The 24,812-nt window shown below is 57.6% G+C and carries 20 protein-coding genes and 1 pseudogene; 8 read left to right on the forward strand and 13 right to left on the reverse strand.

Features of this window, described 5'->3' with window-relative positions; all coding sequences use genetic code 11:
• Window positions 1–10: 10 nt before the first annotated feature.
• Window positions 11–784 carry a FadR/GntR family transcriptional regulator gene (locus tag ACR3EH_RS14485; protein ID WP_171186321.1) on the reverse strand — a complete coding sequence of 258 codons (774 nt, stop codon included), beginning with the start codon at window positions 782–784 and terminating at the stop codon, window positions 11–13.
• Between the two features lie 334 nt (window positions 785–1,118).
• On the opposite strand from ACR3EH_RS14485, the gene ACR3EH_RS14490 reads away from it, so the two are divergent.
• From ACR3EH_RS14490 to dld, 4 genes are all read left to right on the forward strand, one after another.
• Window positions 1,119–2,168, forward strand: coding sequence for a TRAP transporter substrate-binding protein (locus ACR3EH_RS14490; RefSeq protein ID WP_171176032.1), 1,050 nt, complete (start codon window positions 1,119–1,121; stop codon window positions 2,166–2,168).
• 116 nt (window positions 2,169–2,284) lie between these two features.
• Entirely contained in the window at window positions 2,285–4,348 is a 2,064-nt protein-coding gene (locus tag ACR3EH_RS14495) for a TRAP transporter large permease subunit (RefSeq protein WP_171186319.1), read from the forward strand.
• Between the two features lie 12 nt (window positions 4,349–4,360).
• Entirely contained in the window at window positions 4,361–5,512 is a 1,152-nt protein-coding gene (locus tag ACR3EH_RS14500; protein ID WP_171091562.1) for an alpha-hydroxy acid oxidase, read from the forward strand.
• A 19-nt stretch (window positions 5,513–5,531) separates the two neighbouring features.
• A complete protein-coding gene (dld, locus tag ACR3EH_RS14505) occupies window positions 5,532–7,211 on the forward strand; it encodes a D-lactate dehydrogenase (RefSeq protein ID WP_171186315.1) in 1,680 nt (559 codons plus the stop codon).
• A gap of 10 nt (window positions 7,212–7,221) precedes the next feature.
• Here dld and ACR3EH_RS14510 read toward each other — a convergent pair whose 3' ends face one another.
• Together ACR3EH_RS14510 and gph are read right to left on the reverse strand one after the other, a co-directional pair.
• Window positions 7,222–8,922, reverse strand: a complete 1,701-nt coding sequence (locus ACR3EH_RS14510) for a SulP family inorganic anion transporter (RefSeq protein WP_171675657.1) — start codon at window positions 8,920–8,922, stop codon at window positions 7,222–7,224.
• 323 nt (window positions 8,923–9,245) lie between these two features.
• Window positions 9,246–9,905 (reverse strand): phosphoglycolate phosphatase, encoded by a 660-nt coding sequence (gene gph / locus ACR3EH_RS14515; RefSeq protein WP_171186311.1) that lies wholly within the window; start codon window positions 9,903–9,905, stop codon window positions 9,246–9,248.
• Window positions 9,906–10,112: 207 nt separating this feature from the next.
• Here gph and hemP point away from each other — a divergent pair, with 207 nt between their 5' ends.
• Entirely contained in the window at window positions 10,113–10,280 is a 168-nt protein-coding gene (hemP, locus tag ACR3EH_RS14520; RefSeq protein WP_083445319.1) for a hemin uptake protein HemP, read from the forward strand.
• Complete coding sequence (locus tag ACR3EH_RS14525) at window positions 10,277–10,753, forward strand: hypothetical protein (protein ID WP_171186309.1); 477 nt, start codon at window positions 10,277–10,279, stop codon at window positions 10,751–10,753. Before hemP ends, ACR3EH_RS14525 begins: the two co-directional genes overlap by 4 nt.
• A gap of 50 nt (window positions 10,754–10,803) precedes the next feature.
• On the opposite strand, the gene ACR3EH_RS14530 is transcribed toward ACR3EH_RS14525, so the two are convergent.
• The 8 genes and pseudogenes from ACR3EH_RS14530 to ACR3EH_RS14565 form a co-directional block, all read right to left on the reverse strand.
• Window positions 10,804–13,869 (reverse strand): aminotransferase class III-fold pyridoxal phosphate-dependent enzyme, encoded by a 3,066-nt coding sequence (locus ACR3EH_RS14530; protein ID WP_171675659.1) that lies wholly within the window; start codon window positions 13,867–13,869, stop codon window positions 10,804–10,806.
• 108 nt (window positions 13,870–13,977) lie between these two features.
• Window positions 13,978–14,862, reverse strand: a pseudogene (locus ACR3EH_RS14535) (NAD(P)-dependent oxidoreductase); the annotation flags it as partial.
• 78 nt (window positions 14,863–14,940) lie between these two features.
• A complete protein-coding gene (cueR, locus tag ACR3EH_RS14540; RefSeq protein ID WP_171091548.1) occupies window positions 14,941–15,330 on the reverse strand; it encodes a Cu(I)-responsive transcriptional regulator in 390 nt (129 codons plus the stop codon).
• A complete protein-coding gene (locus ACR3EH_RS14545) occupies window positions 15,327–17,795 on the reverse strand; it encodes a heavy metal translocating P-type ATPase (RefSeq protein WP_171186304.1) in 2,469 nt (822 codons plus the stop codon). The genes cueR and ACR3EH_RS14545 overlap by 4 nt, the downstream gene beginning before the upstream one ends.
• Window positions 17,796–17,873: 78 nt before the next feature.
• Window positions 17,874–18,638, reverse strand: a complete 765-nt coding sequence (locus ACR3EH_RS14550) for an SDR family NAD(P)-dependent oxidoreductase (protein ID WP_171675661.1) — start codon at window positions 18,636–18,638, stop codon at window positions 17,874–17,876.
• Complete coding sequence (locus ACR3EH_RS14555; protein WP_171186300.1) at window positions 18,635–19,567, reverse strand: SDR family oxidoreductase; 933 nt, start codon at window positions 19,565–19,567, stop codon at window positions 18,635–18,637. Before ACR3EH_RS14555 ends, ACR3EH_RS14550 begins: the two co-directional genes overlap by 4 nt.
• Window positions 19,564–20,466, reverse strand: a complete 903-nt coding sequence (locus tag ACR3EH_RS14560; protein ID WP_171675663.1) for a bile acid:sodium symporter family protein — start codon at window positions 20,464–20,466, stop codon at window positions 19,564–19,566. The genes ACR3EH_RS14555 and ACR3EH_RS14560 overlap by 4 nt, the downstream gene beginning before the upstream one ends.
• Window positions 20,463–21,779, reverse strand: a complete 1,317-nt coding sequence (locus ACR3EH_RS14565; RefSeq protein ID WP_171675665.1) for a flavin-containing monooxygenase — start codon at window positions 21,777–21,779, stop codon at window positions 20,463–20,465. The genes ACR3EH_RS14560 and ACR3EH_RS14565 overlap by 4 nt, the downstream gene beginning before the upstream one ends.
• Window positions 21,780–21,844: 65 nt before the next feature.
• On the opposite strand from ACR3EH_RS14565, the gene ACR3EH_RS14570 reads away from it, so the two are divergent.
• A complete protein-coding gene (locus ACR3EH_RS14570) occupies window positions 21,845–22,507 on the forward strand; it encodes a TetR/AcrR family transcriptional regulator (RefSeq protein ID WP_171675667.1) in 663 nt (220 codons plus the stop codon).
• A 214-nt stretch (window positions 22,508–22,721) separates the two neighbouring features.
• Here ACR3EH_RS14570 and ACR3EH_RS14575 read toward each other — a convergent pair whose 3' ends face one another.
• Window positions 22,722–23,342, reverse strand: a complete 621-nt coding sequence (locus ACR3EH_RS14575) for a pyridoxamine 5'-phosphate oxidase family protein (protein ID WP_171647822.1) — start codon at window positions 23,340–23,342, stop codon at window positions 22,722–22,724.
• 11 nt (window positions 23,343–23,353) lie between these two features.
• A complete protein-coding gene (locus ACR3EH_RS14580; RefSeq protein WP_171186292.1) occupies window positions 23,354–23,818 on the reverse strand; it encodes a nuclear transport factor 2 family protein in 465 nt (154 codons plus the stop codon).
• Window positions 23,819–24,123: 305 nt separating this feature from the next.
• Here ACR3EH_RS14580 and ACR3EH_RS14585 point away from each other — a divergent pair, with 305 nt between their 5' ends.
• Window positions 24,124–24,687 carry a TetR/AcrR family transcriptional regulator gene (locus ACR3EH_RS14585; RefSeq protein WP_171186290.1) on the forward strand — a complete coding sequence of 188 codons (564 nt, stop codon included), beginning with the start codon at window positions 24,124–24,126 and terminating at the stop codon, window positions 24,685–24,687.
• The last annotated feature ends 125 nt before the right edge of the window (window positions 24,688–24,812 follow it).

Genomic DNA, 24,812 nt, shown 5'->3' on the forward strand with positions numbered 1-24,812 from the left:
CCACAAATCATCAGCGCGACAATATCCGACGCTTTTCAGCCATGGCTTCGCGGCGTTGCTGTTCGATTCCCAGTTTGAAGGAATCTTCAACGAAATCGATGTGTGCAAACGCAGCCTGTTCCGCACGCTCTTCATCGCTGTCGATCACGGCCTGACCCAATTCAAGATGCTGTTCCAGCAATTTCTTGCCAGACCCGTCAATCGACTTCAAAAAGCTGCGGTTGTAGAAGACGCCTTGCTTGGTCAATTCATAGATGGACGCCATCATATGGATAAGAGTTGCATTCTGGCTGGCATCAACAATGGCTGAATGCAGCGCGAAATCTGCCTCGCGCGAGGCCACGGCATCATTTTCTTCCCAGGCGCGTTGGTTTTCGGCCAGAATCTCGGCAATTCGTTCCTTGTCCGCCTTGGTCGCGCGTCGGGCGGCCAGGCGGGCGGCAAACCCTTCTTGCTCGCGACGGTATTCAAGATAGTCAAAAAACGCGGGCTCGTGCCGTTCATAAAGTGAGAGCAAAGCCGGTAGCATCGCCTGCCCTGTCAGGGCAGCCACAAATGTACCTTCTCCGTGCTGAGTGGTCACCAAGCCGCGCTCTTCCAGCGCGGCCAGCGCTTCGCGCAGTTTCGGGCGCGACACGCGCAGCATCTCTGCCAGATCACGCTCGGAAGGCAGCTTGCGCCCCTGTTTAAGAATGCCCGATGCGATCAGATCTTCGATTTGTGAGACAACAGCGTCAGCCAGCGATTCGTGTCCGACCGGTTCAAAAATCGCCTTGGTGCTCATGGGTTTTGCCTCATATGAAATGCGAAGATCATATTACTGGTAAATAAATATAACCATATCGCGGTAAATTTCAAGAAAACACGGTTCGCTGGATTCTTAGGCATAATTGCCAGAATTGATTGGGGAAATTGCAGGATTTTCAAATCTGAACCAAAACCGCAACGCGCTGAGGAACCGCGCGGACACGCTGTAAGTGAAAGCAGCTTGATATCCAGTGGTAAACAAAATTGTTGACTGGATCGTCATGGTAAAGTTAGTTTACCACCGGAGCGGCGCTGGAAGAGCCTGCGCCAATGATCGGGCCGAAACCCCGACCAACCCTGGAGGAGATCTCATGAAGAAGACCCTGACGAGCTTGGCCGTGGCGGCCAGCATTATGGCCGCGCCTGCGGTTGCCGCAGACAAACTGCTGTTGAAAACGCCGATTGCGTTCTCGACCGAATTGCCGGGCTTGGGCTCGCCGATCCCGCGTGTTGCAGAACAGCTTGACGTGATGTCGGGCGGCACGCTGAAGATGAAAGTGTACGAGCCGGGCAAGCTGGTTCCGCCGTTCGAGATTTTGGACGCGGTATCCACTGGCAAGATCAACTCGGGCTACACCACAGCTGGATATTGGGCCGGTAAAATCCCGGCTGCGCCGCTGTTTTCGGCTGTGCCTTTCGGCCCCGAAGCGGGTGAATACATGGCGTGGCTCTATTACGGCAACGGCATGACCCTGTATCAGGAAATGTATGATCAGGCCGGTTACAACGTAAAAGTTCTGCCTTGCGCGATCATCGCACCCGAAACCTCGGGTTGGTTCGCGACCGAGATCAATTCGCCCGAAGACCTGAACGGTCTGAAGATGCGTTTCTTTGGTCTGGGCGGCAAAGTCATGCAGAAGCTGGGTGTTGCAACGTCGCTGCTGCCGGGTGGTGAGATATTCCCCGCGCTGGAAAAAGGCGCGATTGACGCGACTGAATTTTCGATGCCCGCCATTGATGCGCGCCTGGGCTTCCATAAACTGGTCAAGTTCAACTATTTCCCCGGCTGGCACCAGCAGGCGACTGTTTTCGAACTGCTGATCAACAAAGACGTCTGGAATGAAACCAGCGACCAGCACAAGGCGATCATCGAAAGCGCCTGCAAGGCGTCGATGGCAGACAGCTTTGCCGAAGGTGAAGCGATCCAGCATGCTGCGCTAATCGACAACGTTGAAAACAACGGTGTCACCATCAAACAGTGGTCGCCCGAGATGCTGGACACCTTCCGTGCCACCTGGGATGAGGTTGCCGCTGAAGAAGCCGCAAACGATGCTTTCTTTGCCCAAGTCCTGGCGGACATGAACGAATTCCGCGACGGCTATAACCTCTGGAAGACCAACGCGTTCCTCCCACGTCAGTAAACTCTCCCTAACTGACGTAACCGGGGCGGCGGAGTCCGCCGCTCCGAACTCTCCCAAAAACGGAATTTCTAACCCTTCACCGTCCCGCGCGCCGGGGTGCTGAGCGAGGAATGACCATGGCCAACGAAAAATATACAAATGATCCGGTCGAAGCCTATGAAGGCATCCTGGAACATCCAGATACCGACCGTCAGAAGATCGCCGTCGCCATCGACACGGGCGTCAAGGCGGTGGGACATGTGGTCATGTGGGCGAATATCCTGCTGATGGCCGCGATCTTCAGCCAGGTTTCGCTGCGCTACCTGTTCAGCCAGAACTATCCCAAGCTGGACGAGATCCAGTGGCATTTCTACGGCGTCGTCACGATGATCGGCATCTCATATGCCTTGATCACCGACAGCCATGTCCGCGTTGACGTCCTGCATATGCAGCTGTCCCGCCGGGCGCAGCGGATCATCGAAGTGATCGGCATCCTGACTCTGTTGACCCCTTTCATCTATTTGATGGTCGACCAGGGGTATGACTATTTCTACGAAAGCTTCCGCGTCAATGAACGCTCGGACAGCCCAACTGGTCTGCCTGCGCGCTGGGCGTTCAAGGCTGTCATTCCGATCAGTTTCATCCTGCTCGCACTGGCTGCACTCGCACGGTTGATCCACGATGGGCACGCGCTGCTTTACGGGCCGGCCTCGGAACGGGAAGGCGCGCCGCTGCGTCGTATCCTACTGGTTCTGGCCGTGTTTGCTGCCGTCTGCGTCGGCCTGACCTTCCTTGTCGAAACGACCGAGGAAAAGCTGGTCATCGCGATGTTCCTGACCTTCATTGCGCTGCTGTTCACTGGCTATCCGGTGGCATGGGTGCTGGCGGGTGTCGGTGTGGCCTATTGCGGTCTGGCTTACCTGTTCGACAACGATCTTATGCTGTGGACGGGTCTTGAGAGCACCTTTACAGGGCTTGATTACCTGACCCTGGGTGCTGTGGTGAACCGGGTCTATGCCACCATGTCCAACGCGGTTCTGGTCGCCCTGCCGATGTTCATCTTCATGGGCCTGATGCTGGACGAATCCGGTGTGGCCGAGCGTCTGATGTCCTCGATGCAGCGCCTGTTCGGCACCGTGCGCGGAGGTCTGGCGATCACCGTGACTCTGATTGGGATCATTCTGGCGGCCTCTACAGGCATTATCGGAGCCTCGGTGGTTCTGTTGGGCGTGCTGTCGTTGCCGTCGATGATGCAGCAGAAGTATCAACCGACGTTGGCTGCTGGCGTGGTTTCAGCGTCCGGTACGCTGGGTATCCTGATCCCACCCTCGATCATGCTGGTGATCATGGCCGATCAGATGGCCCTGTCTGTCGGGGATCTGTTCATGGCGGCTGTTTTCCCCGGCGTGATCATCGGTGGACTGTACCTGACCTATATCTTCCTACTAGCCTTGATCAAACGTGACGCAGCCCCTGTGCCTGAAGGTGCGAAAGCCCCCGACTGGGCCGCTGTCAAGGACGTTCTGATCGCCGTCATCCCGACGCTGATGCTGATCCTCGCCGTGCTAGGTTCGATCTTTGCGGGTCTGACCACGCCGACCGAAGCCTCGGGCATCGGTGCGCTGGGCGCGACACTGCTGGCGCTGGGCTATCGTAAGCTGACTTTCGCCAAGCTGTGGAACGTGCTGGTGTCGACTTTCAACACCACTGCGTACATCTTCGCGATCTTCCTTGGCGCGACCGTATTCTCCTACGTCCTGCGTGAATTGGGCGGGGACGAGTTGATCGAACATGTGGTGCAATCCACCGGTTTCGGAGCCAACGGGACGATCCTGTTCATCCTGTTCATCGTGTTCTTGCTGGGCTTCGTTCTGGACTGGATCGAGATCACGCTGATCGTGTTGCCTCTGATGCGCCCCATCGTGAACGGGTTGGGCATCGACATCCCCGGCTTTGGCGTACTGGATGAACCGGCGTTGGTGTGGTTCGTGATCCTGGTCGCGGTAACGCTGCAAACCAGCTTCCTGACCCCGCCGGTTGGCTTCGCCCTGTTCTACCTGAAAGGCGTCTGCCCGCCCGAGATCAAGCTGACCCACATCTACAAAGGCATCATCCCCTTTGTGCTTTTGCAGCTGACCGGTCTGGCGTTAGTCTTCCTCTGGCCGACGCTCGCCACCTGGTTGCCCTCGGTCGCTTACTAAGGAGCCTGCCCGATGCGTCTGAGCCAATGTCATAACTTCCACGATTTCCGGCGGCTGGCCAAGCAGCGGCTGCCGGGCCCCATCTTCAACTACATCGATGGTGGCGCGGATGATGAGGTGACGTATCGGGAAAACACCAATGCGTTTGACCGGTGTGATCTGTTGCCGTCGGTCCTGCGCGGAGTGTCAGACGTGGATATGTCGGTCACGGTGATGGGGCAAAAGCTGGACATGCCCGTCTATTGCTCGCCCACTGCCTTGCAGCGCCTGTTCCACCATCAGGGCGAACGCGCTGTCGCGGCGGCGGCTGAGAAATACGGGACGATGTTTGGTGTTTCTTCGCTGGGGACCGTGTCGCTGGAGGAGCTTCGGAAAAAGCATAAGAACCCGCAGGTCTATCAGTTCTATTTCCACAAGGATCGGGGCCTGAACGCCGCCATGATGCAGCGCGCGAAAGAGGCGGGTGTCGAGGTCATGATGCTGACCGTCGACAGCATCACCGGAGGCAATCGTGAGCGTGACTTGCGCACAGGGTTCTCGATCCCGTTCCGGCTGACGCTAGGCGGAATGATCCAGTTCGCGATCAAGCCGATGTGGGGGATCAACTACGTCACACACGAGAAATTCCGCCTGCCGCAACTGGAAGAACACGTGGATATGGGTGGCGGCGCCAGCTCGATCGGCGGCTACTTTACCGACATGCTCGACCCGTCGATGAACTGGGATGACGTGGCACAGATGGTGCGCGACTGGGACGGTCAGTTCTGCCTTAAGGGCATCATGACCGTCGAAGATGCTAAACGCGCGGCTGAGATCGGATGCACCGGCATCATCCTGTCGAACCACGGTGGTCGCCAGTTGGACGGCTCACGCACGCCCTTTGACCAACTGGCTGAGATCGTCGATGCCGTCGGCGACAAGCTGGATGTGATGATGGACAGCGGCATCCAACGCGGTACCCATGTGCTGAAGGCGCTGTCGATTGGGGCCAAGGCCGTGGGTGTCGGGCGGCACTATCTCTACCCGTTGGCCGCCGCCGGGCAGGCGGGTGTCGAGCGCGCGCTTGGCCTGATGCGGGCCGAGATTGAGCGCGACATGAAACTGATGGGCGTCACCAGCGTCGACCAGTTGAGCCGCGAGAATATCCGTTTCCGCAACGCCTGAACCCAAATTGGGGGCCGAGATGACCAATGACGAGTTGATCAAGCACTTCCGTTCTATCGTCGGATCACGCCACGTCTTGACTGGCGAACGCGCGACCGAGCGGTTTCGGCGTGGCTTCCGCTCGGGCGAAGGTGAGGCGCTATGTATCATTCAGCCCGGTACCCTGCTGGAACAGTGGAAAATCCTGCAAGCCTGCGTTGCCTCGGACAAGATTGTCATCATGCAGGCGGCCAATACCGGCTTGACCGAAGGCTCGACACCGTCGGGCAGCTATGACCGCGATGTCGTTCTGATCAACACCCGCCGGATGGATACACTGGTCCCGTTGAACAATGGCGAGCAAATCGTCAGCTTTCCCGGTGCCACCCTTTTCGCGTTGGAAAAACTGCTGGCTCCGTTGGGGCGCGAGCCGCATTCAGTGATCGGATCCTCGTGCATCGGTGCATCGATTGTGGGTGGGGTCTGCAATAACTCGGGCGGGTCTTTGGTCGAGCGTGGGCCGGTTTACACCGAACTGTCCGTGTACGCCCGGATATCCGAGCAGGGCGAGCTGGAACTGGTCAACCATCTGGGCATTGATTTGGGCGATACGCCCGAGGAAATCCTGGCAAGCCTCGACGCTGGCATGTTCGACCGCAACCCCGGTGCCACAAACAAGCGCGCCTCAGCCAGCGATTATGCGCAGATCGTGCGGGATGTGGACGCAGAAACGCCTGCGCGCTTCAACGCAGACAAGGCCAAATTGTTCGAATCCGCTGGCTCTGCCGGTAAACTGGCGGTCTTTGCCGTACGTCTTGATACCTTCAAGAAAAATGACGCGGAAAAAGTGTTCTATATCGGAACAAACAACCCCGATGATCTGGCCGCTTTGCGCCGTCATATCCTGTCCAGGTTCAAGTCCCTTCCTGTTTCGGCCGAATATATGCAGCGTGAGGTGTTCGACATCACTGCCAAATACGGCAAGGACACGGTTGTGATGATCGACAAACTGGGTACGGATCGCTTGCCGTTCTTCTTTGCGATGAAAGGCGCGGTCGATGCACGTCTTCGGCGGATCCCGTTACTAGATAATTTCACCGACCGTTTCATGCAAATGGCCGTGGCGCTATGGCCACGTGTTCTGCCCAAGCGGGTGGTTGAGTTCCGTGACAAGTACGAACATCACCTGATCCTGAAGATGAAAGATGACGGTATAGCAGAGGCTGCTGCGTGGTTGCCGAATTTCTTGGAAGACCGCGACGCCGGATTTTTTGAATGCGACGCCCGCGAGGCCAAGATTGCCGGTTTGCACCGCTTCGCAGCAGCCGGAGCCGCCGTGCGTTACATGGCTCTGCATAACTCGGAAGTAGAAGACATTATCGCGTTGGACGTGGCGCTGCGCCGCAACGATCAGGACTGGCTTGAAAAACTCCCGCCCGAAATCGAGAGCCAGCTGGTGCACAAACTCTACTATGGCCACTTCATGTGCCACGTCATGCATCAGGACTACATCGTCAAAAAGGGCGCGGACCCCAAGGCGTTGAAGGCGGCGATGCTTAAGCTGTTCGACGAACGCGGTGCGGAATATCCGGCCGAGCACAATGTGGGCCATTTGTACCCGGCCAAACCTGATCTGGCGGCGCATTACAAATGTTGCGACCCAACCAACTCGTTCAATCCCGGCATTGGAAAGATGTCGAAGGCGAAACACTATCACTAAGTGAACATCGTTACGTCTTTTGACGCTTGTGAAAGGCTTCGAGAAGGCTGGTGCCGCTGTCGAAAAACGCGGTTTCTCCCACAATGTCGGTCACGCCATATCGATCCAACTCGGCCTTTACGTCGTGCTCAACCAGCGTGAATACCAGCTGGATGTCGTTTTCCTTCAGGACCCCGGCCATGTTGCGCAAGGCGTATCCGGCGGTGAAATCGACCTCATCTATGGCTGACGCGTCAAGGCAGAACCATTCAGGTTTGGCGTCCGGGCCTTGCGCAATGGCGGTGACTTCATCGGTAAAACGCTGCGTGTTTGCGTAATACATGCCGTGCGAAAACCGATAGATCACGAGGCCGGGCTCGAACTGGTTAGGCGGGGCCAGATCTTTTGAATGCCAGCCACCGGACTGGGTTTTGACAATCACAGCGTTCTTTGGGTGATACCCTCTGCGGGTGTGATCGACCAGCGACAGGACCATTGCAAAGATGATGCCTTGTTCCACGCCGACCACGACAACCACAGCTGCCGTCGCAGTGGCCACCCAGAACTCGGATCGGGCTTGTTTGTAAATCGTTGTCAGACCACGCAGATCGATCAGTTTCAACCCGATCAGGAAGACGATAGCGGATAAGGCGGCATTCGGCAGATAGGCAAGCGGTTTGGTCAGAAACAGGATCACAAGCAGGACTATGGCAACCGTGGTCAGTTGCGTCACCTGACTACGGCCACCCGCGCTGGCGACCATTTCGGTTTTGGTGGGGCTGCCGTTGACCACAAATGTGCCGGTGAATGCCGCTCCGAAATTGGCAAGCCCAAGCCCGATCAGGTCTGTGTTCTCGCTGAACCTCTCGTCATATCGGGCCGCGTACGCGCGCGAGGTCGCAGCGCTTTGGGCCAGAATGACAACGAAGATGGACAGTGCAGTGGGCAGGAGTTGTTTGAACAGGGTCCAACTCCAATCCACCTCGGGGATCGAGATCGATGGCAAGCCGCCGGGCACTGTTCCCAGCAGGGCAATTCCCACCGTTTCGAAGGAAAAGGCCCAACTGCATAAGATCACCCCCACGATCGCGATCAAAGGTCCTGGTACTTTTCGCGACAACATTGTGCAGGCAAGCACAATACCAAGAACGGCCGCCGATACACAAACGGTTGGCCAACTGACCTGAGCCAAATTGTTGAAAACATCGGTCAGTCGCGCAAGCGTGCCGTGCCCCGTGGCCTCGATCCCCAATAGACCGGGTATTTCACCCGTGGCGACCTGAATGCCTACGCCGGTCAGGAAACCAACAAGAACGGTACGAGACAGGAAATCGGCCAGGAATCCCAGTCCGATGATCCGCGCGCCAATCAAAAACACGGCTGCCATCAATGCCAGAAGCGATGCCAAAGCCAAATACTCGGACGAGCCTGTAACCGCCATGCCCGCAAGGGCCGAGGCGGTAATGGCTGCCGTTGCCGAATCGGCCCCGACCACCAGGTGCCGTGATGAGCCGAATAGGGCGAACAGGGCCATGGGAATCAGGATCGTATACAGCCCGGTGACGACCGGCGTACCCGCAATTTTGGTGTAACCCATAACTTCGGGTATCGCGAGGCAGGCGAATGTAAGCCCTGCAAGCATCTCGGCAGGAAGGCGTGATCGGTCCAAAGGCAAGACACCTTGCAGAACCGGCAAAGCCGACAGTTTGCGATTTCTGCCCGGTTTTTCCATGGGTTACCTTTCGCCCGATTTGTCCTTCATTTCTACCTTTCATACCACCAGAGCGCCGGGTCGGAATGAATGCAAGGGAAGAGGGATAAATCGAGATGGCTTTGCAGCCGTTCTCGACAGGTTTTCAGGGAATTTTACACAACTACGGGAAACCCCCAATTTCGCGCGGGGCCTATCAAGGGTAAACATGACCTACCGTACTTACCACACAAACACACGGTAATTACTTTCCCCGATGAGGGGCTGGTCACACCCCCTCGGCCGGCCCCTCTTAACTTTTTGGAGACGTGAAGACGCCGGCCGTTTTCGAAAAACGAATGCGCTCAGTTGGTGGCCAGTGTTGTCACATGAGCGGGCAAGTCGGTAGCAGCCTCATAAGCAATATCATGCGGAATGTCCTGTACGGGGGATTTTCGATATCCTTCCGTGAACAGAAGAAACGGGACTTTTGCCCTGACAGCGGTTTCAGCGTCAACCTCGCTGTCTCCTACAAAAATACGTGGACCTGAGCCGTTAAGGGCGTCGAAGCTTGCAAACAGATGTTGGGGGTCTGGTTTCCGTGTCTGCAGACTGTCGCCACCAAGCACGACGTCGAAGAATTGCGACAGGTTCAACGCCTCCAGCACATGCCGCGCCGGGGCTTCGGGCTTGTTGGTGCACACGCCCAGAACGCAGCCCATCTGTTGCAAACGTTCCAACGCGGCGGGAACTCCGGGATAGGGAACGGTCGTTTCACTGGCGGCGGCGTTATAGTGCTTGAGAGTCAATTGCGCCAATTCCGCGTGACGATCCATCGACAGACCGCAGTGGCGGATCACGCGTTCGACCAGTTTGGGCAGACCATTTCCAACGAATCCCTTGATGATCTCGAAGGACAGGGGATCCTGCCCGGTGTCATCCAGCATTCGGTTTGTCGCCGCAGCCAAATCACCCAGGCTGTCCACCAGCGTTCCATCCAGATCAAATACAACAGTTGCGGTCATGTTTTTCCTGCCTTTTCCCCTCTGCCCACAGAGGTAACCCGCCCTTTTTCCGGGCGCAATCACTTGTGGTGAAACGACACTTGACAATCCTTACTAAAATAATCAGATTAAGCCGCAGGAACAGAAAGCCAGCCCATTCGGGGTCAGCCAGATCACATGAAACGCAACTGAATTGGCACTAAGCCGACACGCTCTGGAGATGTCCCGATGAACGTTCAGAACCCGACCCCAACCCAAGGTTACGCTGTCTCGATGCTTCCCGCGCACAAGGCCGAAGACCTGACAAAAGGCGGCAACCTGGCACATATCGAATTAGGCGACCAACTCTACACCCTGCGCATTACCCGCGCGGGCAAACTGATCCTGACGAAATGAGCGCTGGCAAAACGCGCGGCGGCGCTGCGGTAGGTCGCCTTGCTGACTTGGACCTCGTTGAGGCGGGGGCGGTCATGTATCTGCGCATGTGGAGCGCGGGTGAAGGTGCAAGGGCCGATGCTGCCAGTGACTTTCAGATCGCTTTGGGGGCAGAGAGCGGGCAGGCCGCGATGCTAACACTGGATCGCCTGTGTTCACTTTGCGCAAATTACGGTCGTCGTCCCTTGATCCGGCATGGGTTGGGATGTGCGTGTCTTGGCGCGGACGAAAACTGTTTCGCTCAGATGATTTCAGCCGCCTCTGAAGGGGCGCGTGAAGACGCAATGATGATGGCGTCATTAATTGTGCGGCCGGATTTTGCGCCCGCACTGGCCGCGTTATCCGAAGAGTTGGGTCTGGCTCTCAGGCGTATGACGGCTGGGTTCCGGATCCCGACAACGGGACACCATACCCCCTCGGCCGTTCTCCACTGATCCCCGGTTCAGGACGGCTTAACCCCGGCATTGCGCCGGGGTTATTTTGTTCAGCAGCACCCACATCCGGCATGATGATGATCGTGATCGCAAACCGAAGCAGGGGTGTAATCGCCCACCTCTGACAGCACGTCTCGCAACGCCCAAAGGATCATGTCCACATCTTCGGCCTCAATGGTCAGCGGCGGGCGGATCTTCAGGATGTTGTCCTTTGGTCCTTCGCTACCGATCAGAATACGATGGTCGCGCATCCGGTTTTTGACATAGCTGCAAATCTCGGTTGCTTCTGACCCGTCAGGGTTAATCAGTTCCACACCAAGGAACAGCCCCAAGCCCCGCACGTCGCCAACACAGCCAAAGTCGTTTTCGATCTGACGCAACCCGGTCATCAGACGGTCTCCCATCAGGTGGGCATTGTCTTGCAGAGCTTCGTCGTCGACGATGTCCAGCACCTCTTTGCCGATCCTGCAGGACAGGGTCGAGCCGCCGAAGGTGGAAAAGAACTCGATCCCGTTGTTGAAGCTTTCTGCGATTTCTTTGGTCGTTACCAGCACGCCCAGAGGGTGCCCGTTGCCGATCGGCTTGCCCATGACAACAATGTCAGGTAGCGCGACCTGGTGTTCAAAACCAAAGTAGTACTCGCCCAGACGACCAAGACCTGTCTGCACCTCATCGGCGATGCAGACACCACCTGCGGCGCGGATTTTTTCATAAACCGCAGGCAGATAGCCCTTGGGTGGAATGATCTGTCCTCCGACCGAGGGGAAGGTCTCGGCGATGAACCCGGCGACGCCTTGCCCGCGCTCGTTCAAGGCCGTGATTGCCGGATCTACAAGATCGGCAAATTTCTGGGCCCGATCCGCATCGTCGCGCTTGAACGAACCACGGTAGTCATCCGCAACCTCAACCAGTTCAACCCAGTCGGCTTTGCCGACGCCACCCGGTTTGTTGAACTTGTAAGCCGAGATCGCCACGGCCGCGTTTGTATTCCCGTGATAGCCATGATCCGGTGTCACTATCCCTTTCGCTCCGGTATGGGCACGGGCCAGCCGCAGAGCGAGCTCATTGGCCTCGGTTCCGGAATTGACGAAAAAGCAGACCTCGAAATGATCCGGCAGCTTTGACAGGATTTTGTCGGCAAAAGCGGTCTGGGCTGGATGCAGATAGCGGGTGTTCGAATTCATCCGCCTCAGCTGGTCCGCTGCCACGGCCTGAATACGCGGATGCGCATGACCAACATGCGGGACGTTGTTATAGGCGTCCAGATAAGGGCGGCCCCATTCGTCGAACAGGTGGTGTTTCCACCCACGTACCAGCATGACCGGATCGTCATAGGTCAGAGACAGGTTACCACCAAAATGATCGCGTCGCCCTTGCTGGATCACCTGCTTGTCTGTGGGTTGGTAAAACACTTTGTCATCCGGCAGGTTCAGCAAGGCGGCGGGGTTCGGACAGACCGCATGCCACAGCTCCATCTCGTCAGGATCGCCAACACCGGGCCAGTCCGCCTCCATGCCAACTGTTGTCAGGGCCAACTGGAAATGCACATGAGGGGCCCATCCGCCATTCTGGCTGGCATCGCCCAGTCGGGCAAACGCTGCCCCCTGCGCCACCGGATCGCCGGGTTTCAGCCGGTCACAGCATTCTGGATCCAGATGACCATAGAGCGTGTAGAACGGATCACCTTCGGGCGTTTCGTGATGCAGGATGATCACCCCGCCATAGTCGAGGTGGCTGTTGCGGTTCTCAACCACTTCCACTCGTCCGCTCATCGGCGCATGCAGCACCGTGCCCGCAGGCGCAAACACATCCACGGCCAAATGCACCGTCCGCCGGTCCGAGGCTTTCCACGGGCCCTTGCGGAACCCCGGTTCGGCATAGATCAGGCGGGGCTCGTTGTAATAGCCCAGCCACAGATCTTGCCCATATTCTTCGCCAACCCGCGCGGCCTCGGACAAAGGCATTTGGAACGGGTTCTGCGGCCAGACACAGTTTTCAACCGACAGTGAGCCCATGGGCACATCGCTCAGATCCTGATCGAACATCTGTGCGAACTGACCGCGATGCTCCTGTAGATAGGCATGGACCCGTTCGGCCCCATCGACCACCGGCAATCCACAAGCCGCCCGCAAACGCGCCGACATGAGGCCACCATTGACCGAGGTGTTCTCAAGAAACCGCCATGCAGGCGCTTGAGAGATTGTCACATAAGGATCATCCGGGGTCTCGGCGGCCATCAGGGTCGAGTTGACAACAGACACGGCAAGCCGCATCCGCAACAACGGCCAGATCAAATCCACCTCATCCTCGCGCAGCCGGTTGGCCGCGTGATACCCTTTCACCAACGCAGCCAACGCCCGTTCCGGCTTGGGATGGTCCAACACGATATAGGCCCCGGCAATCGCCAGATCGCAGACTCGCGGCGCCGCGCACATGTCACCCAGATCAATCAGCCCCGAGATCCGCCGCCGTTCGCTCAACTCCCCTTCGACCAGAATGTTATAGTCATTGGCATCATTGTGAATGGCCTGCTTGGGCAGATCCGCAAGGGTGCCGGAAATCGCGGCAAACCCGTCGCAGATTTCCTTTAGCAAGGCTCGCCGCGAAGGATCTGAAATCGCGCCCAGCTTTTCCGCAATCCAATCCGCCTGCATCAGGTCCCATTTGAATCCGGCCCGATGCAACCCCTCATGCTGGAACCTTTCCAGGGCCCGGTCAGTTGCCCCCAACACGCGCCCCAGTTTCAGGATCAGTTCTTCGGATTTTGGTGCCGCCTTCGCATAGCATTGTCCCGGCAGGCATTCCAGCAACCAGGCCAGCCTCGGCTGGGCCTCAGAATCGGCAATCTCGGGCAAAAGAGCGCCATTCAAATCGGGAAACACCTTGGGAAAAGGCAAACCCGGTGCTTCCGACGCAATATGAGCCAGCGCCTGTATCTGCAGATCCACCAGATCCGCCTCACAGCCCGCACGCATAACCTTCAGCACATAATCCTGCCCATTGGTGGCCTGCACCAGAAAGTTCAGGTCATATTCACCGTCCAGCCGAGTCAACCGTGCGTCCAACCCCCAATGCTGACGCAGCGCATCCGCCCAGAACTTCACCAATTCGCTCATGTCGTTCTCCGTCCCGTCACGCGCGGGATCCTTTTCATCTGGCTAAAAATACCTTCGGGGGTGAATTGGCCCACCGGGCCAAGAGGGGGCAGACAGCCCCCTGATCCCTCAATCCAAAGCGCGCAGGCGTTTGAACAGCGACGACGTATCCCAGCGCCCGCCGCCAAGTTTCTGCACATCCTTATAAAACTGGTCGACCAAAGCCGTCAGAGGCAAAGAAGCCCCGTTGGAATTGGCCTCATCCAGACAAATCCCCAAATCCTTGCGCATCCAGTCCACAGCAAAGCCGTAATCGAAGTGATCGTCCAGCATCGCCTCGTGCCGGTTCACCATCTGCCAGCTTCCAGCCGCGCCCTGACTGATCACCTCGACCACAGAGCGCCCGTCCAAGCCGGCCTTTTCCGCAAAATGCAGCGCTTCGCTGAGGCCCTGTACGACACCGGCGATGGCAATTTGATTGCACATCTTGGTCATCTGGCCCGTGCCGCTCTCTCCGATACGGCGGCAGATCTTTGAGTAAACCTGCATCAGGGGTTCCGCTGCATCATAGGCATCCTGATCGCCGCCACACATGATCGACAGGACCCCGTTTTCCGCCCCGGCCTGACCACCCGAGATCGGGGCGTCGACAAAGGCACACCCTTGCGCTGCTGCTGCCGCATAAAGCTCTAATGTGACAACTTTGGAAACCGTTGTGTGATCAACAAAGATGGCCCCATCCGACATGCCATGAAACGCGCCGTTCTCGCCTGTGCAGACCATGCGCAGATCGTCATCGTTGCCGACACAGGCCATGACAAACTCTGCATCTTTGACGGCATCTCTCGGAGTAATTGCCATGGCACCGCCATGCTGAGCCACCCAGGCTTCAGCCTTGGCGGTGGTGCGGTTGTAGACGGTGACGTCATGACCTGCGGCCTTCAGAAATCCGGCCATGGGATAGCCCATGACACCAAGGCCAAGGAACGCGACTTTTGCCATTTTGTGATCCTCTCGGCTGTTCGACCGTTGTCTGGGGCCGAAATCTTCGACGAAGACAAAGCAAAGCTGCGCCCAAAGGGCAACCCCAAGTCAGCCTTTCCCACCCAGATCCTGTAATATGGGACAATCAGGCCGGTCATCCCCGGCGCAGGCGTCAACCAAATGACTCAGCGTGTCGCGCATGGCGTTCAGGTCCGCGATCTTGGCCTCGATCTGCGCCAGATGATCCCGCGCAACCTGTTTTACATCAGCGCTGGCGCGGGTTTCATCCTCGTACAGCGCCAACAGAGTCCTGCAATCCTCGATGGTAAACCCAAGCGCGCGGGCGCGGCCCAGAAAGTTCAGTTTATGCACGTCCTGATCGCGAAACCGGCGATACCCGTTGTCGTCGCGCAGAGGCTTTATCAGGTCGATGTCCTCATAATACCGGATCGTCTTGGCGGGCAGGCCAGTGCGGGCAGAGACATCTCCAATATTCATGCGTGCACCTCGTTGGTTTCCAAGGTCGAGGTTTCCGGCACGCTGGCGCGGACGCGACGCAGACGCAGAGCATTCGAGACCACAAAAACGCTGGACAGCGCCATCGCGCCAGCTGCCAAAGCAGGCGACAACAGATGACCGCCAAACGGATACAGCGCGCCAGCCGCCACCGGGATCAGCAGGACATTGTAACCAAACGCCCATCCGAGGTTCTGGCGAATGTTTCGCATTGTGCGACGGCTGATCTCGGTCGCGTTTGCAACGCCGCGCAGATCGCCCGACATCAGAACCACGTCGGCCGTTTCAATGGCCACATCCGTACCTGTCCCAATGGCGATGCCGATATCCGCAGATGCAAGCGCCGGGGCATCGTTGATCCCGTCGCCAACAAAAGCCAGCGTTCCGAAATTATCCCGCAAAGCCGTGATCGCATCTACCTTGCCGTCCGGCAACACCTCGGCAGTGACGTGATCGATCCCCAACCGATCAGCCAGCGCCTGTGCCGTCCGCGCGTTGTCTCCGGTGATCATGGCCACAGTTAGCCCCATCTGGTGCAACCTCTGCAGCGCTTCTTCGGTGCCGGTCTTGATCGGGTCGGACACAGAAATCGTCGCAGCGGCCTGCCCATCAAGAGCAACGAATAGCGGCGTTGCCCCTTCAGAGGCGCGCTCTTCGGCCTCGTCCGCCAAACGGCCAAGATCAATCCCCCGGTTTTCCATCAGGCTGTAAGACCCGACCAACACTTCTCGACCTTCAACGAGGCCCTGTACACCCAGTCCGGTGATTGATTGGACATTCGACGCCTCGGGCAGAGCAGAAGGGCCGGCCCGAGTGATAGCTGATGCAATTGGATGCTCCGACTGTGCTTCTAGGGACGCAGCGAGCCGCACAACCTCATCCCGGTCAAACCCGTTCGTCGTCATCACGCTTTCCAACTCGGGACGTCCGAGTGTCAGAGTTCCGGTTTTATCCAGCGCGACAATGCGTGCTTGTTGAAGCTGCTGCAATGCATCGCCTTTGCGGAACAATACCCCCAGTTCTGCTGCACGCCCCGTGCCCACCATGATAGAAGTGGGCGTCGCCAGTCCCATCGCACAAGGGCAAGCAATGATCAGGACCGAAACACCTGCCACAAGCGCCAGCGGTAGAGCGGGGCTGGGACCGAAAACCAACCAGAGTATGACGGTGACCACAGCGACGAGAATGACAGCAGGGACAAAACGATAGGTGATCTGGTCGACCAGCCCTTGAATGGGCAATTTGGCCCCCTGTGCTTGCTGCACCATGCGGATAACCTGAGCCAGGACCGTGTCGTCCCCAACGCGCGCGGCGCGTACCCGCAAGGCGCCGGTCCCGTTCACCGTGCCGCCAACAACAGAGGCCCCTTGCGATTTTCCGACCGGCACAGGCTCGCCAGTGATCATGCTTTCGTCGACGTAAGATGTGCCCTCAAGCACTTCGGCGTCCACTGGCATCCGTTCGCCTGGACGAACGCGCAAAATGTCTCCCACAACTATTTCAGCAATAGGACGGTCCTCTGTTCGGCCATCCACTTCGACCCTTGCGGTCTTGGGCTGCAAGCCTACCAGCTTCCGGATTGCGGCGCCGGTTCTGCCTTTGGCGCGCGCCTCCATGAGTCGGCCCAGAAGGATCAATACAACGATGACTGCTGCGGCTTCGAAATAGACATTCGCGGTGCCTTGCGGCAGCACACCCGGGGCGAATGTGGCCACCACGGAATAGAGATAGGCCGCCCCGGTCCCAAGCGCGACCAGCGCATTCATGTCTGGCGTGCCGCGTAACAGGGATGGGATGCCCTTGCGGTAAAACACCCGTCCCGGACCGATCAACAGGGCCGAGGTCAGAGCAAACTGGATAAGCTGACTGGTCTGCGCACCGATGGTGGCGTGTACCCAGTGATGGAATGCGGGGATCATGTGCCCACCCATCTCAAGAATAAACACGGGCAGCGCGAGGACGGCGGCAAGCATCGTGGTGCGGACCAAACTGCGAATTTCGTCATCTTCGCGGCTTTCAGGTTCATGGGCGTTTTGAAGGCGCGCGGGGTATCCGATTCCGGTGATGACCTGTGCCAACTGCTCTGGCGTGGTTGTCCCCGCCGCGTATGTCACTGTGGCGGTTTGAGTTGCGAGATTGACCTGCGCGTCGATCACACCCGGGTTGGCTGCCAGCGCGCGTTCGATCTTGGCCACGCACGAGGCGCAATTCATCCCGTCGACATTCAGATCAACGCATTTGGTTTCAGCAGGATACCCTGCTGCGTCCAGCGCCGCAGTCAGAGCCGTAACCGGCCCGTCAAACGCCACTTGCGCTGATTTGGTTGCAAAGTTGACTGAGGCCGCATCGACACCTGGCACATCGCGCAGGGCGGCTTCGACACGGCCCACACAGGACGCGCAGCCCATGCCGGTGATTTTTAGCTCTGTGAGTGTTTTATGTGCCATGCGACTCGTTCCGCAGCTTGCCTTGCCCTCCAAATGAGGGTTCCAGTCACGGGAAGGTCAAGGGGTCATGGCAAAAATCTATTCTGCTGGCCCGCGTATGTTGAGCTCCATCATGCGTTGATACAGGCGCGGTGAGAGGCTGTTCAGCCACCAAGACAAACGCGCCACACGTCCAACCGGAATCATCGGCTGCGATTTGTCCAATCCTCGCAGGATTGCTTTGGCGGCGGCCTCAGGGCTCATCTCGTCCATACCGTCCTTTGCCGATCCGGGTCTTGCCGTTCCATCGGCCTGCTCTTGTGCGTTGCCCGGGTTGGTGGCCACGAAGGACGGCGCGGCGATCTGAACCTGAACGCCATGAGGTGCTTCTTCGGAACGGAGCGATTTGAAAAAACCCTCAAGCGCGTGTTTCGAGGCCGCATAGGCCGTTCGGTGATAGAGCGGCGCAAACCCTGCCACGGACGAAATCGCAAGATGCGTTCCCTGTGATACCCGAACCGCTTGCAGAAACGCGCGGGCCATTTCAACGGCCGCAAAGTAGTTAATTTCGAACACCATTCGGTGGCTGGCGGCGTCGGACTGATCAAACCCCCGAATTTGCGTGACCCCGGCGTTGTAGATGACCAGATCGATACTCTCGCTGGATTCGATCACCCTTTGGGTTGCGTCAGCAAGCTGTTCGGGGTCTGTCAGATCGCAACCAATTGGCAACTGGTTTGGCCGGGTGTCCAAGCCTGAGACGTCAAGGTCCAGCAACACGACCCGCCAACAGCGGGCTTGGAGGGCTTGGCTCAAGGCCCGCCCCAAACCGCCCGCCCCACCTGATATGACAGCTGTCTTCATAGCCCGGCCTGCTTTCGCCAGAACGCGAACACCTCGGCGCTGGTTTTTTCGGGCGTATAGCCGAATTCTGATTTTAGCGCGGAATTGTCCAAAACCGGTCGATATTGCAGAAACCGCACCTGTTCCGGCCCATAGCGAGACAAGCCAAGCGGGCGTGCCACGGCTAAAGCCGCCCTCAGCGCCCAAGCGGGAAGACGCAGAACCGATTTCCCCATGGCATCGGCCAGATCGGTGACACCCATCGCTCCGTCCCCGGCGACATTGAAGATACCGGGTGGCCCGTCTGTCGCTGCGCGCCGCAGGATGCGGGCCAGATCGTGTGTCCAGATAAAGACAAAAGGACTTTCACTGCCGGTTACGGCCAGCAGGCGGGGCTTGTGAAACAGGGCGGTGATCTGGTTTTCAGTGCCAGCCCCCAACACCGTCCCCACGCGCAGGACCACTTGTTCAAGATCAGGGGCAGTATTGCGGGCTTCCGCCAACAATTCCTCGACCTGTCTCTTGTGGTCGGAATAAGGGAATTCCGGATTGCCCCGCAGCGGGTCACGCTCGCGCAGCGGAATGCGGTTGTCCGCATGATACCCATACGCAGCCCCGGATGATGTGACCACCAGTCTGCGTACGCCGTTGGCAATCGCTGCATTCACCACCTTGCGCGTTCCTTCGACGTCAACAGCGTATGCTGCGCGGCGTCCAGTCTTGGGCGGGGGCGTCACGATTGAGGCCATATGCACGATGACATCCGGCTTCACCTTGGTGATCACGCGGGCAGGGGCATCGCTTGTCACGTCCATGGGCAGGAAGGCGATACATTCAGGCAAAGACTCCGGGCGCTTGAGGTCGGTGGCAAAGACCTCATGCCCTTCAAGTTCCGGCAATAGTGCTTGCCCGACCATGCCGGCGGCGCCTGTGATCAGAATACGGGTCATCGCGCGGCCTCGGTTCGGGCCATGATCGACGCAAGCGCAATGCCCGATATCGCGTGCCAGATGCCCCAGAACGCGGCCACAACGGCCATGCCGCCCAGCCCGTGGAAAAAGGCGAAGATCAAGACCAGTCCAAGCCCTGAATTCTGAATGCCGGTCTCTATGGTGATTGCGCGACGATCAAAGGGGGACAGCCGGGTCAGAGTGGCCACGACCCAACCGCCCCCCAGTGCCAGGGCGTTGTGAAGGATCACAAGCCCGGCGACAGCCCCGGCAAAGCTGAGGAAGAATCCCCAGTTGGCGGCCAAGGCAAGCAAGATGAAAGCCGCGAAGATACCCATCGACAAGTATTGCAGCGGTGCGCGTAAACGTGCGGTCAGGGCGGGACGACGCTGATTCAGTGTGATGCCCAGAACAAGGGGCAGGATCAGCATAAAGCCGACGAGAATGGCGATTTGCACCGGATCGATCTGGGTTTGCTGCAGGATCGCACGGGTCGGTGGATACAGCCCGCCCCAAAGCGCGATGTTGAAAGGCGTCATGAAGATTGCGCCAATAGTGGCAAACGCTGTCATCGACACAGACAGCGCTGCATTGCCGCCCGCGCGATGTGTTATGAAGTTCGAGATGTTGCCGCCCGGACAAGCTGCCACAAGGATCAGCCCTAACGCTATGGACGCACGCGGCTCTGTGACCCAGACCAGCGCAAAGGTCAGTGCGGGCAGGACCACAAACTGAGATACCAGCCCGACAGTCACAGGTTTTGGCGCGCGTCTCAGGCGATCAAAATCCCGAGGCGTCAGGTCGATCGCGATCGAGAACATCACAATGGCCAGAATAGAGTTCAGCAACGTCAGCGACGCCGGGCTGAAATTCAGCGTGACTTCGTCGATACCACTCATGCGGCGGCTTTCCGCAGCCGGTCGATCCAGCCAGTGACGGCTTTTCTATAGGTGGCCTTGTCAACGTAGTAAGCCATGCGGGGCAGGTCGATATAGTTCATGCCTCCGGTGGCGCGCCTGTAGTCTTTTTGTTTTTCGGTTTTCAGATCGGCCGCCGCCGGGCAACCGCTTTGAAGACCCTTGATATAGCGCGCCACCATCTCGGCCTGTTCGTGTCTCCCCTGCCAGCCAAGACCCGTGGCCTCGACCATGCCCAGCACAAACAGATCGTCGCGTTCGGGGTGTATGGTGTTCAGGTACAGATGCGGTGCATCGCCCTGCCAGTTCAGCAGGTCCTTGTTGACAAACGGATAGTGCAGCTTGTATCCGGTGGCAGCGAGGATCATGTCATAGTCTTCGCTGGAACCGTCTTTGAAGTGAACGGTGTGACCCTCCAGCCGGTCGATATCGGGGCGAATGCGCAAATCGCCATGACCCGCGTGATACAGGACCAGTGAATTCACCACAGGATGGCTTTCGTAAAGCTGATAATCGGGTTTGGGAAAGCCGTATTTTTGGGGATTTCCGACGAACCAGCTGAGGATCAGGCTGTCGACCTTTCGCTTTAGCCACATGGGCAGGCGGATCTTGCCACCCATCGTGTCAGCAGGTTTGCCAAAGACATATTTCGGGACGAAATAGTATCCGCGCCGCATCGACAGGTCGCAGCGTTTTGCATGGTGGATCGCATCCACCGCAATGTCGCAACCGGAGTTGCCTGCACCCACAACCAATACTCGCTTGCCTTCGAACTGGCTGGGATACCTGTAGTGCGAGGCATGGATCAATTCGCCGTCGAAGGTTCCGGGAAATTCAGGCATGTTCGGTTCCGACAAGGTGCCGTTTGCTATCATAACACCTTCGAAGTCGGCCTGATGGTCACCTTCGGCATCCCTCCAACTGACACGCCAACCATCCCCCGAGTTGCCCAGCGGCGTGATCTGGGTGACTTCTGTGTTAAACCTATAGTCCTTACGCAACCCGAAATGATCTGCAAAAGCACGGAAATAGTCGCGCATCGCCCGGTGAGAAGGGTACTCGGCCACGGCCTCATCCATCGGGAAGTCTTCGAACTCGGTCATGCGCTTGGACGAGATCAGATGCGCTGTCTCATACATGGTTGATCTGGGGGCATCGATGTCCCAAAGACCGCCCACATCCGAATGCAGCTCGAACCCTTGAAATGCGATGCCCTGTTCTTTCAGCACCTTGGCCGCGGCCAATCCCATCGGTCCCGCCCCGATCAGGGCGAATGCGTCGCGCGTTTCTGTCATGAACCCTCCCGAAGTTCGTGAGGCTTAACTTGAACGAACGACCAAAATAAGGCAAGGTGAAAATCATGAGTCTAAAAAACATAGAAAAACCAAGGCAAAGAGCGCCATCCAAGCGGTCCTTGGAGACGCGCGCGCGGATCATGGATGCTGCGGAATTGATCTTTGCCGAACGGGGATTCGAAGGTGCCTCGATCCGCGATATTGCCGCTTTGGCGGGTGTGCAGATTGGCCTTGTACACCATCACGGCGGCGGGAAAGAGGAGCTTTTCTATCGTACCGTCGCCCGCCGCGCGGATAAACTGGCGCAGTTACGAGTCGACAAACTGAACAAAGCCAGGGCCGAGGGGCCGCTGACATTGCGCAGCATTCTGGACAGTTTTATCCGTCCCTATGTAGAGCTGGCTGAAACGGGTGGTCCGGGCTGGATGGCCTATGGCCGACTGGTTGCGCATGTGTCCGTCGATCCACGGTGGAGCGACATTGCCGCCGAGTGTTTCGATCCGACGGCCCAGCAATTTATAGCAGAGATTGCTGCGCTTTATCCTGATGTTGATCCGGCGGTGCTGGCCAGTGGTCAGGTGTATTCGGTTTCGGCCATGTTGGCGCATCTCAACAGCGGTTGGCGCGTCAGGGCGCTGTCGCAGGGCGGTGAACAGCCTGACATAGAGCCGCTGGTCGAGTTTTGCGCCGCAGGCATTGCAGCAATGGTCCAAGCCGGTCGAGACTGATCGCCTTTCAATCCTGCTGCAGGTGATCAAATAGCATTGTGCTGAATACGGAAGGCGATGTGCGCACGGCGCTGGGTGACGCGAAAAACCCAAACATCAGGATCAGCAATATCAAGGCCGCCGCTGCAAGACACACGACCGAGAGTTGAACGACTGAACGAACCATTGCGCAAAATCCTTTCCTGTAATTCGTAAACCCGGGTCGCCCAACGCGTTAGCTGGACTTTGCCAATTCCTGCTTCAGCCGCTCATTCTCGGCCTGCAGCTGGGCCAGCTGTTGTCCAAGAGTGTTCAGATGGGGGCGCAGCTCGGCTTCGGTGAAGCGAGGGGTGATGTGACGCGGGCAGTTCCAGTCCAGTGCCTCGATACGGATGATTGCTGCCCGTTCCGCCGGGGCCTCGGCCCCTTTGGGATATAAACTGGCTGCAGCGGCTTCGCCTTCAGTAAATTCGACACGTCCCAGGATCTTCAGGCGGCGCTGGTTGGCGTAATCCATCAGGATCATCGCGATCCGATCATTCCCATCCAGATTGCCGCGCGAGATATACTGCTTGTTGCCAGAAAAATCCGCATAGCCGATGGTCTGCGGCCCCAGTACTTTCAAAAACCCAACAGGACCACCGCGATACTGCACATAGGGCCAGCCGGTTTCAGACACCGTCGATTGGTAGAACCCGTCACGTGCCTGAATGAACTCTTTCTCGGGCTCGCCGATCAAGTGGCCCTGCTGTGGCCCACTTTCGATGAACTTGGCATAGGTTTTTGCCGACCCCATACGCTCTTGATGGGCGCGGACGGCAGGGGTGAAGGCGCGTTCGGAAAAGGCACGGGGCATGATAATTCCTTTCAAAGACCCAAGTCTGACAGTCCGGGATGATCTTCGGGGCGTTCGCCTTGCGGCCAGTGAAACAGACGGTCATCTTCGTTGATCGGAAGATCGTTCAGCGAGGCGTGGCGGTGGGACATGCGCCCGTCTTCGGCATATTCCCAGTTCTCGTTACCATAAGAGCGGAACCACTGGCCGCTGTCGTCTCGCCATTCATAGGCATAGCGTACGGCAATGCGATGTCCGGCAAAGGCCCAGAGTTCCTTGATCAGGCGATAGTCCAGTTCCTTGCGCCATTTGCGCGTCAGGAAGGCGTGGATGTCGGCATGGCCAGTCAAAAACTCGGCCCGGTTTCGCCATTGACTGTCCTCGGTGTAGGCGGGCGTCACCCGGTCGGGGTCGCGACTGTTCCAGGCGTTTTCTGCCATCCGCACTTTCTGAGTCGCGGTTTCAAGCGTGAAAGGAGGCAGAGGAGGGCGAGACATGGGGCAAGGACTTTCAGGTGAGTGATGCGGCCAGAAGGGCCATGGTCAGAAGGAACGGAACGTACTGAGGTGGGAAAATGCTGGCGCGACGTTTCATCGGTCAAATCCTCTGGTGTACAGATCGGTTAATTTTCGACTTCAAAGTGTACCGATCTGTTAACTTATGCAAGGGCAAACTTTAAAAAATTTCAGATTGAGACTGTCTGGTCAAATAAAGCAATTTAAAATCAATCACTTGATTTGGTGTTATTGTACTTCGCGTTTCGGGTTAATATGTACAGAACGGTACACTATGGAGCCGAATCATGCGCCCAAACAAACGGGACGAACTGGTGAGCAAGGCCCTGAAGGTCTTTTATCGCGATGGGTTCCACGCGACCGGCATGGACAAGCTGGTGGTGGAAACGGGTGTGTCCAAAACGTCGATGTACAAGCACTTCCGCACCAAGGAAGAGCTGATCCTTGCGGCTCTGCGTTTGCGGGACGAAAGCTTTCGTGATTGGTTTCTAAAGCGAATTGACGAGATGGCGGAAACGCCAGCCGAGCAAATCCTCGCCAGTTTCGATGCGCTGAAAGAATGGTTCGAAGAAGATGAGTTCCGGGGGTGCATGTTCATCAAGGCAGGCGCTGAATTCCAGGACCCGGATCACCCGATCCATGTACAGGCTGCCGAACACAAGCAATTCCTGCTGGACCATTTCACTTCGGTTGCCGAGCAAGCCGGTGCTTCAGACCCGCATAAACTGGCCTGTCAGATCGTACTGTTGCAAGAAGGGGCTATTGTCTCGGCCGTTCTGCTTCAACAATGCGATCCGGCGCAAGACGCCAAGGATGCAGCGGCAAATCTGCTGGATGCGGCATTATCCTGAACCTGCTCAAGAAAAAATGGTTCTTTCAGTTTTGGGCATGAGACGTTGCGTTGTTCGACGGCAGGACGCGGCGTCACATGCATTGGCGTGAATCAGGCGGAACGCTAGGCTTACTGGAAAGATTG

This window comes from Ruegeria sp. BG7, from assembly GCF_056535685.1.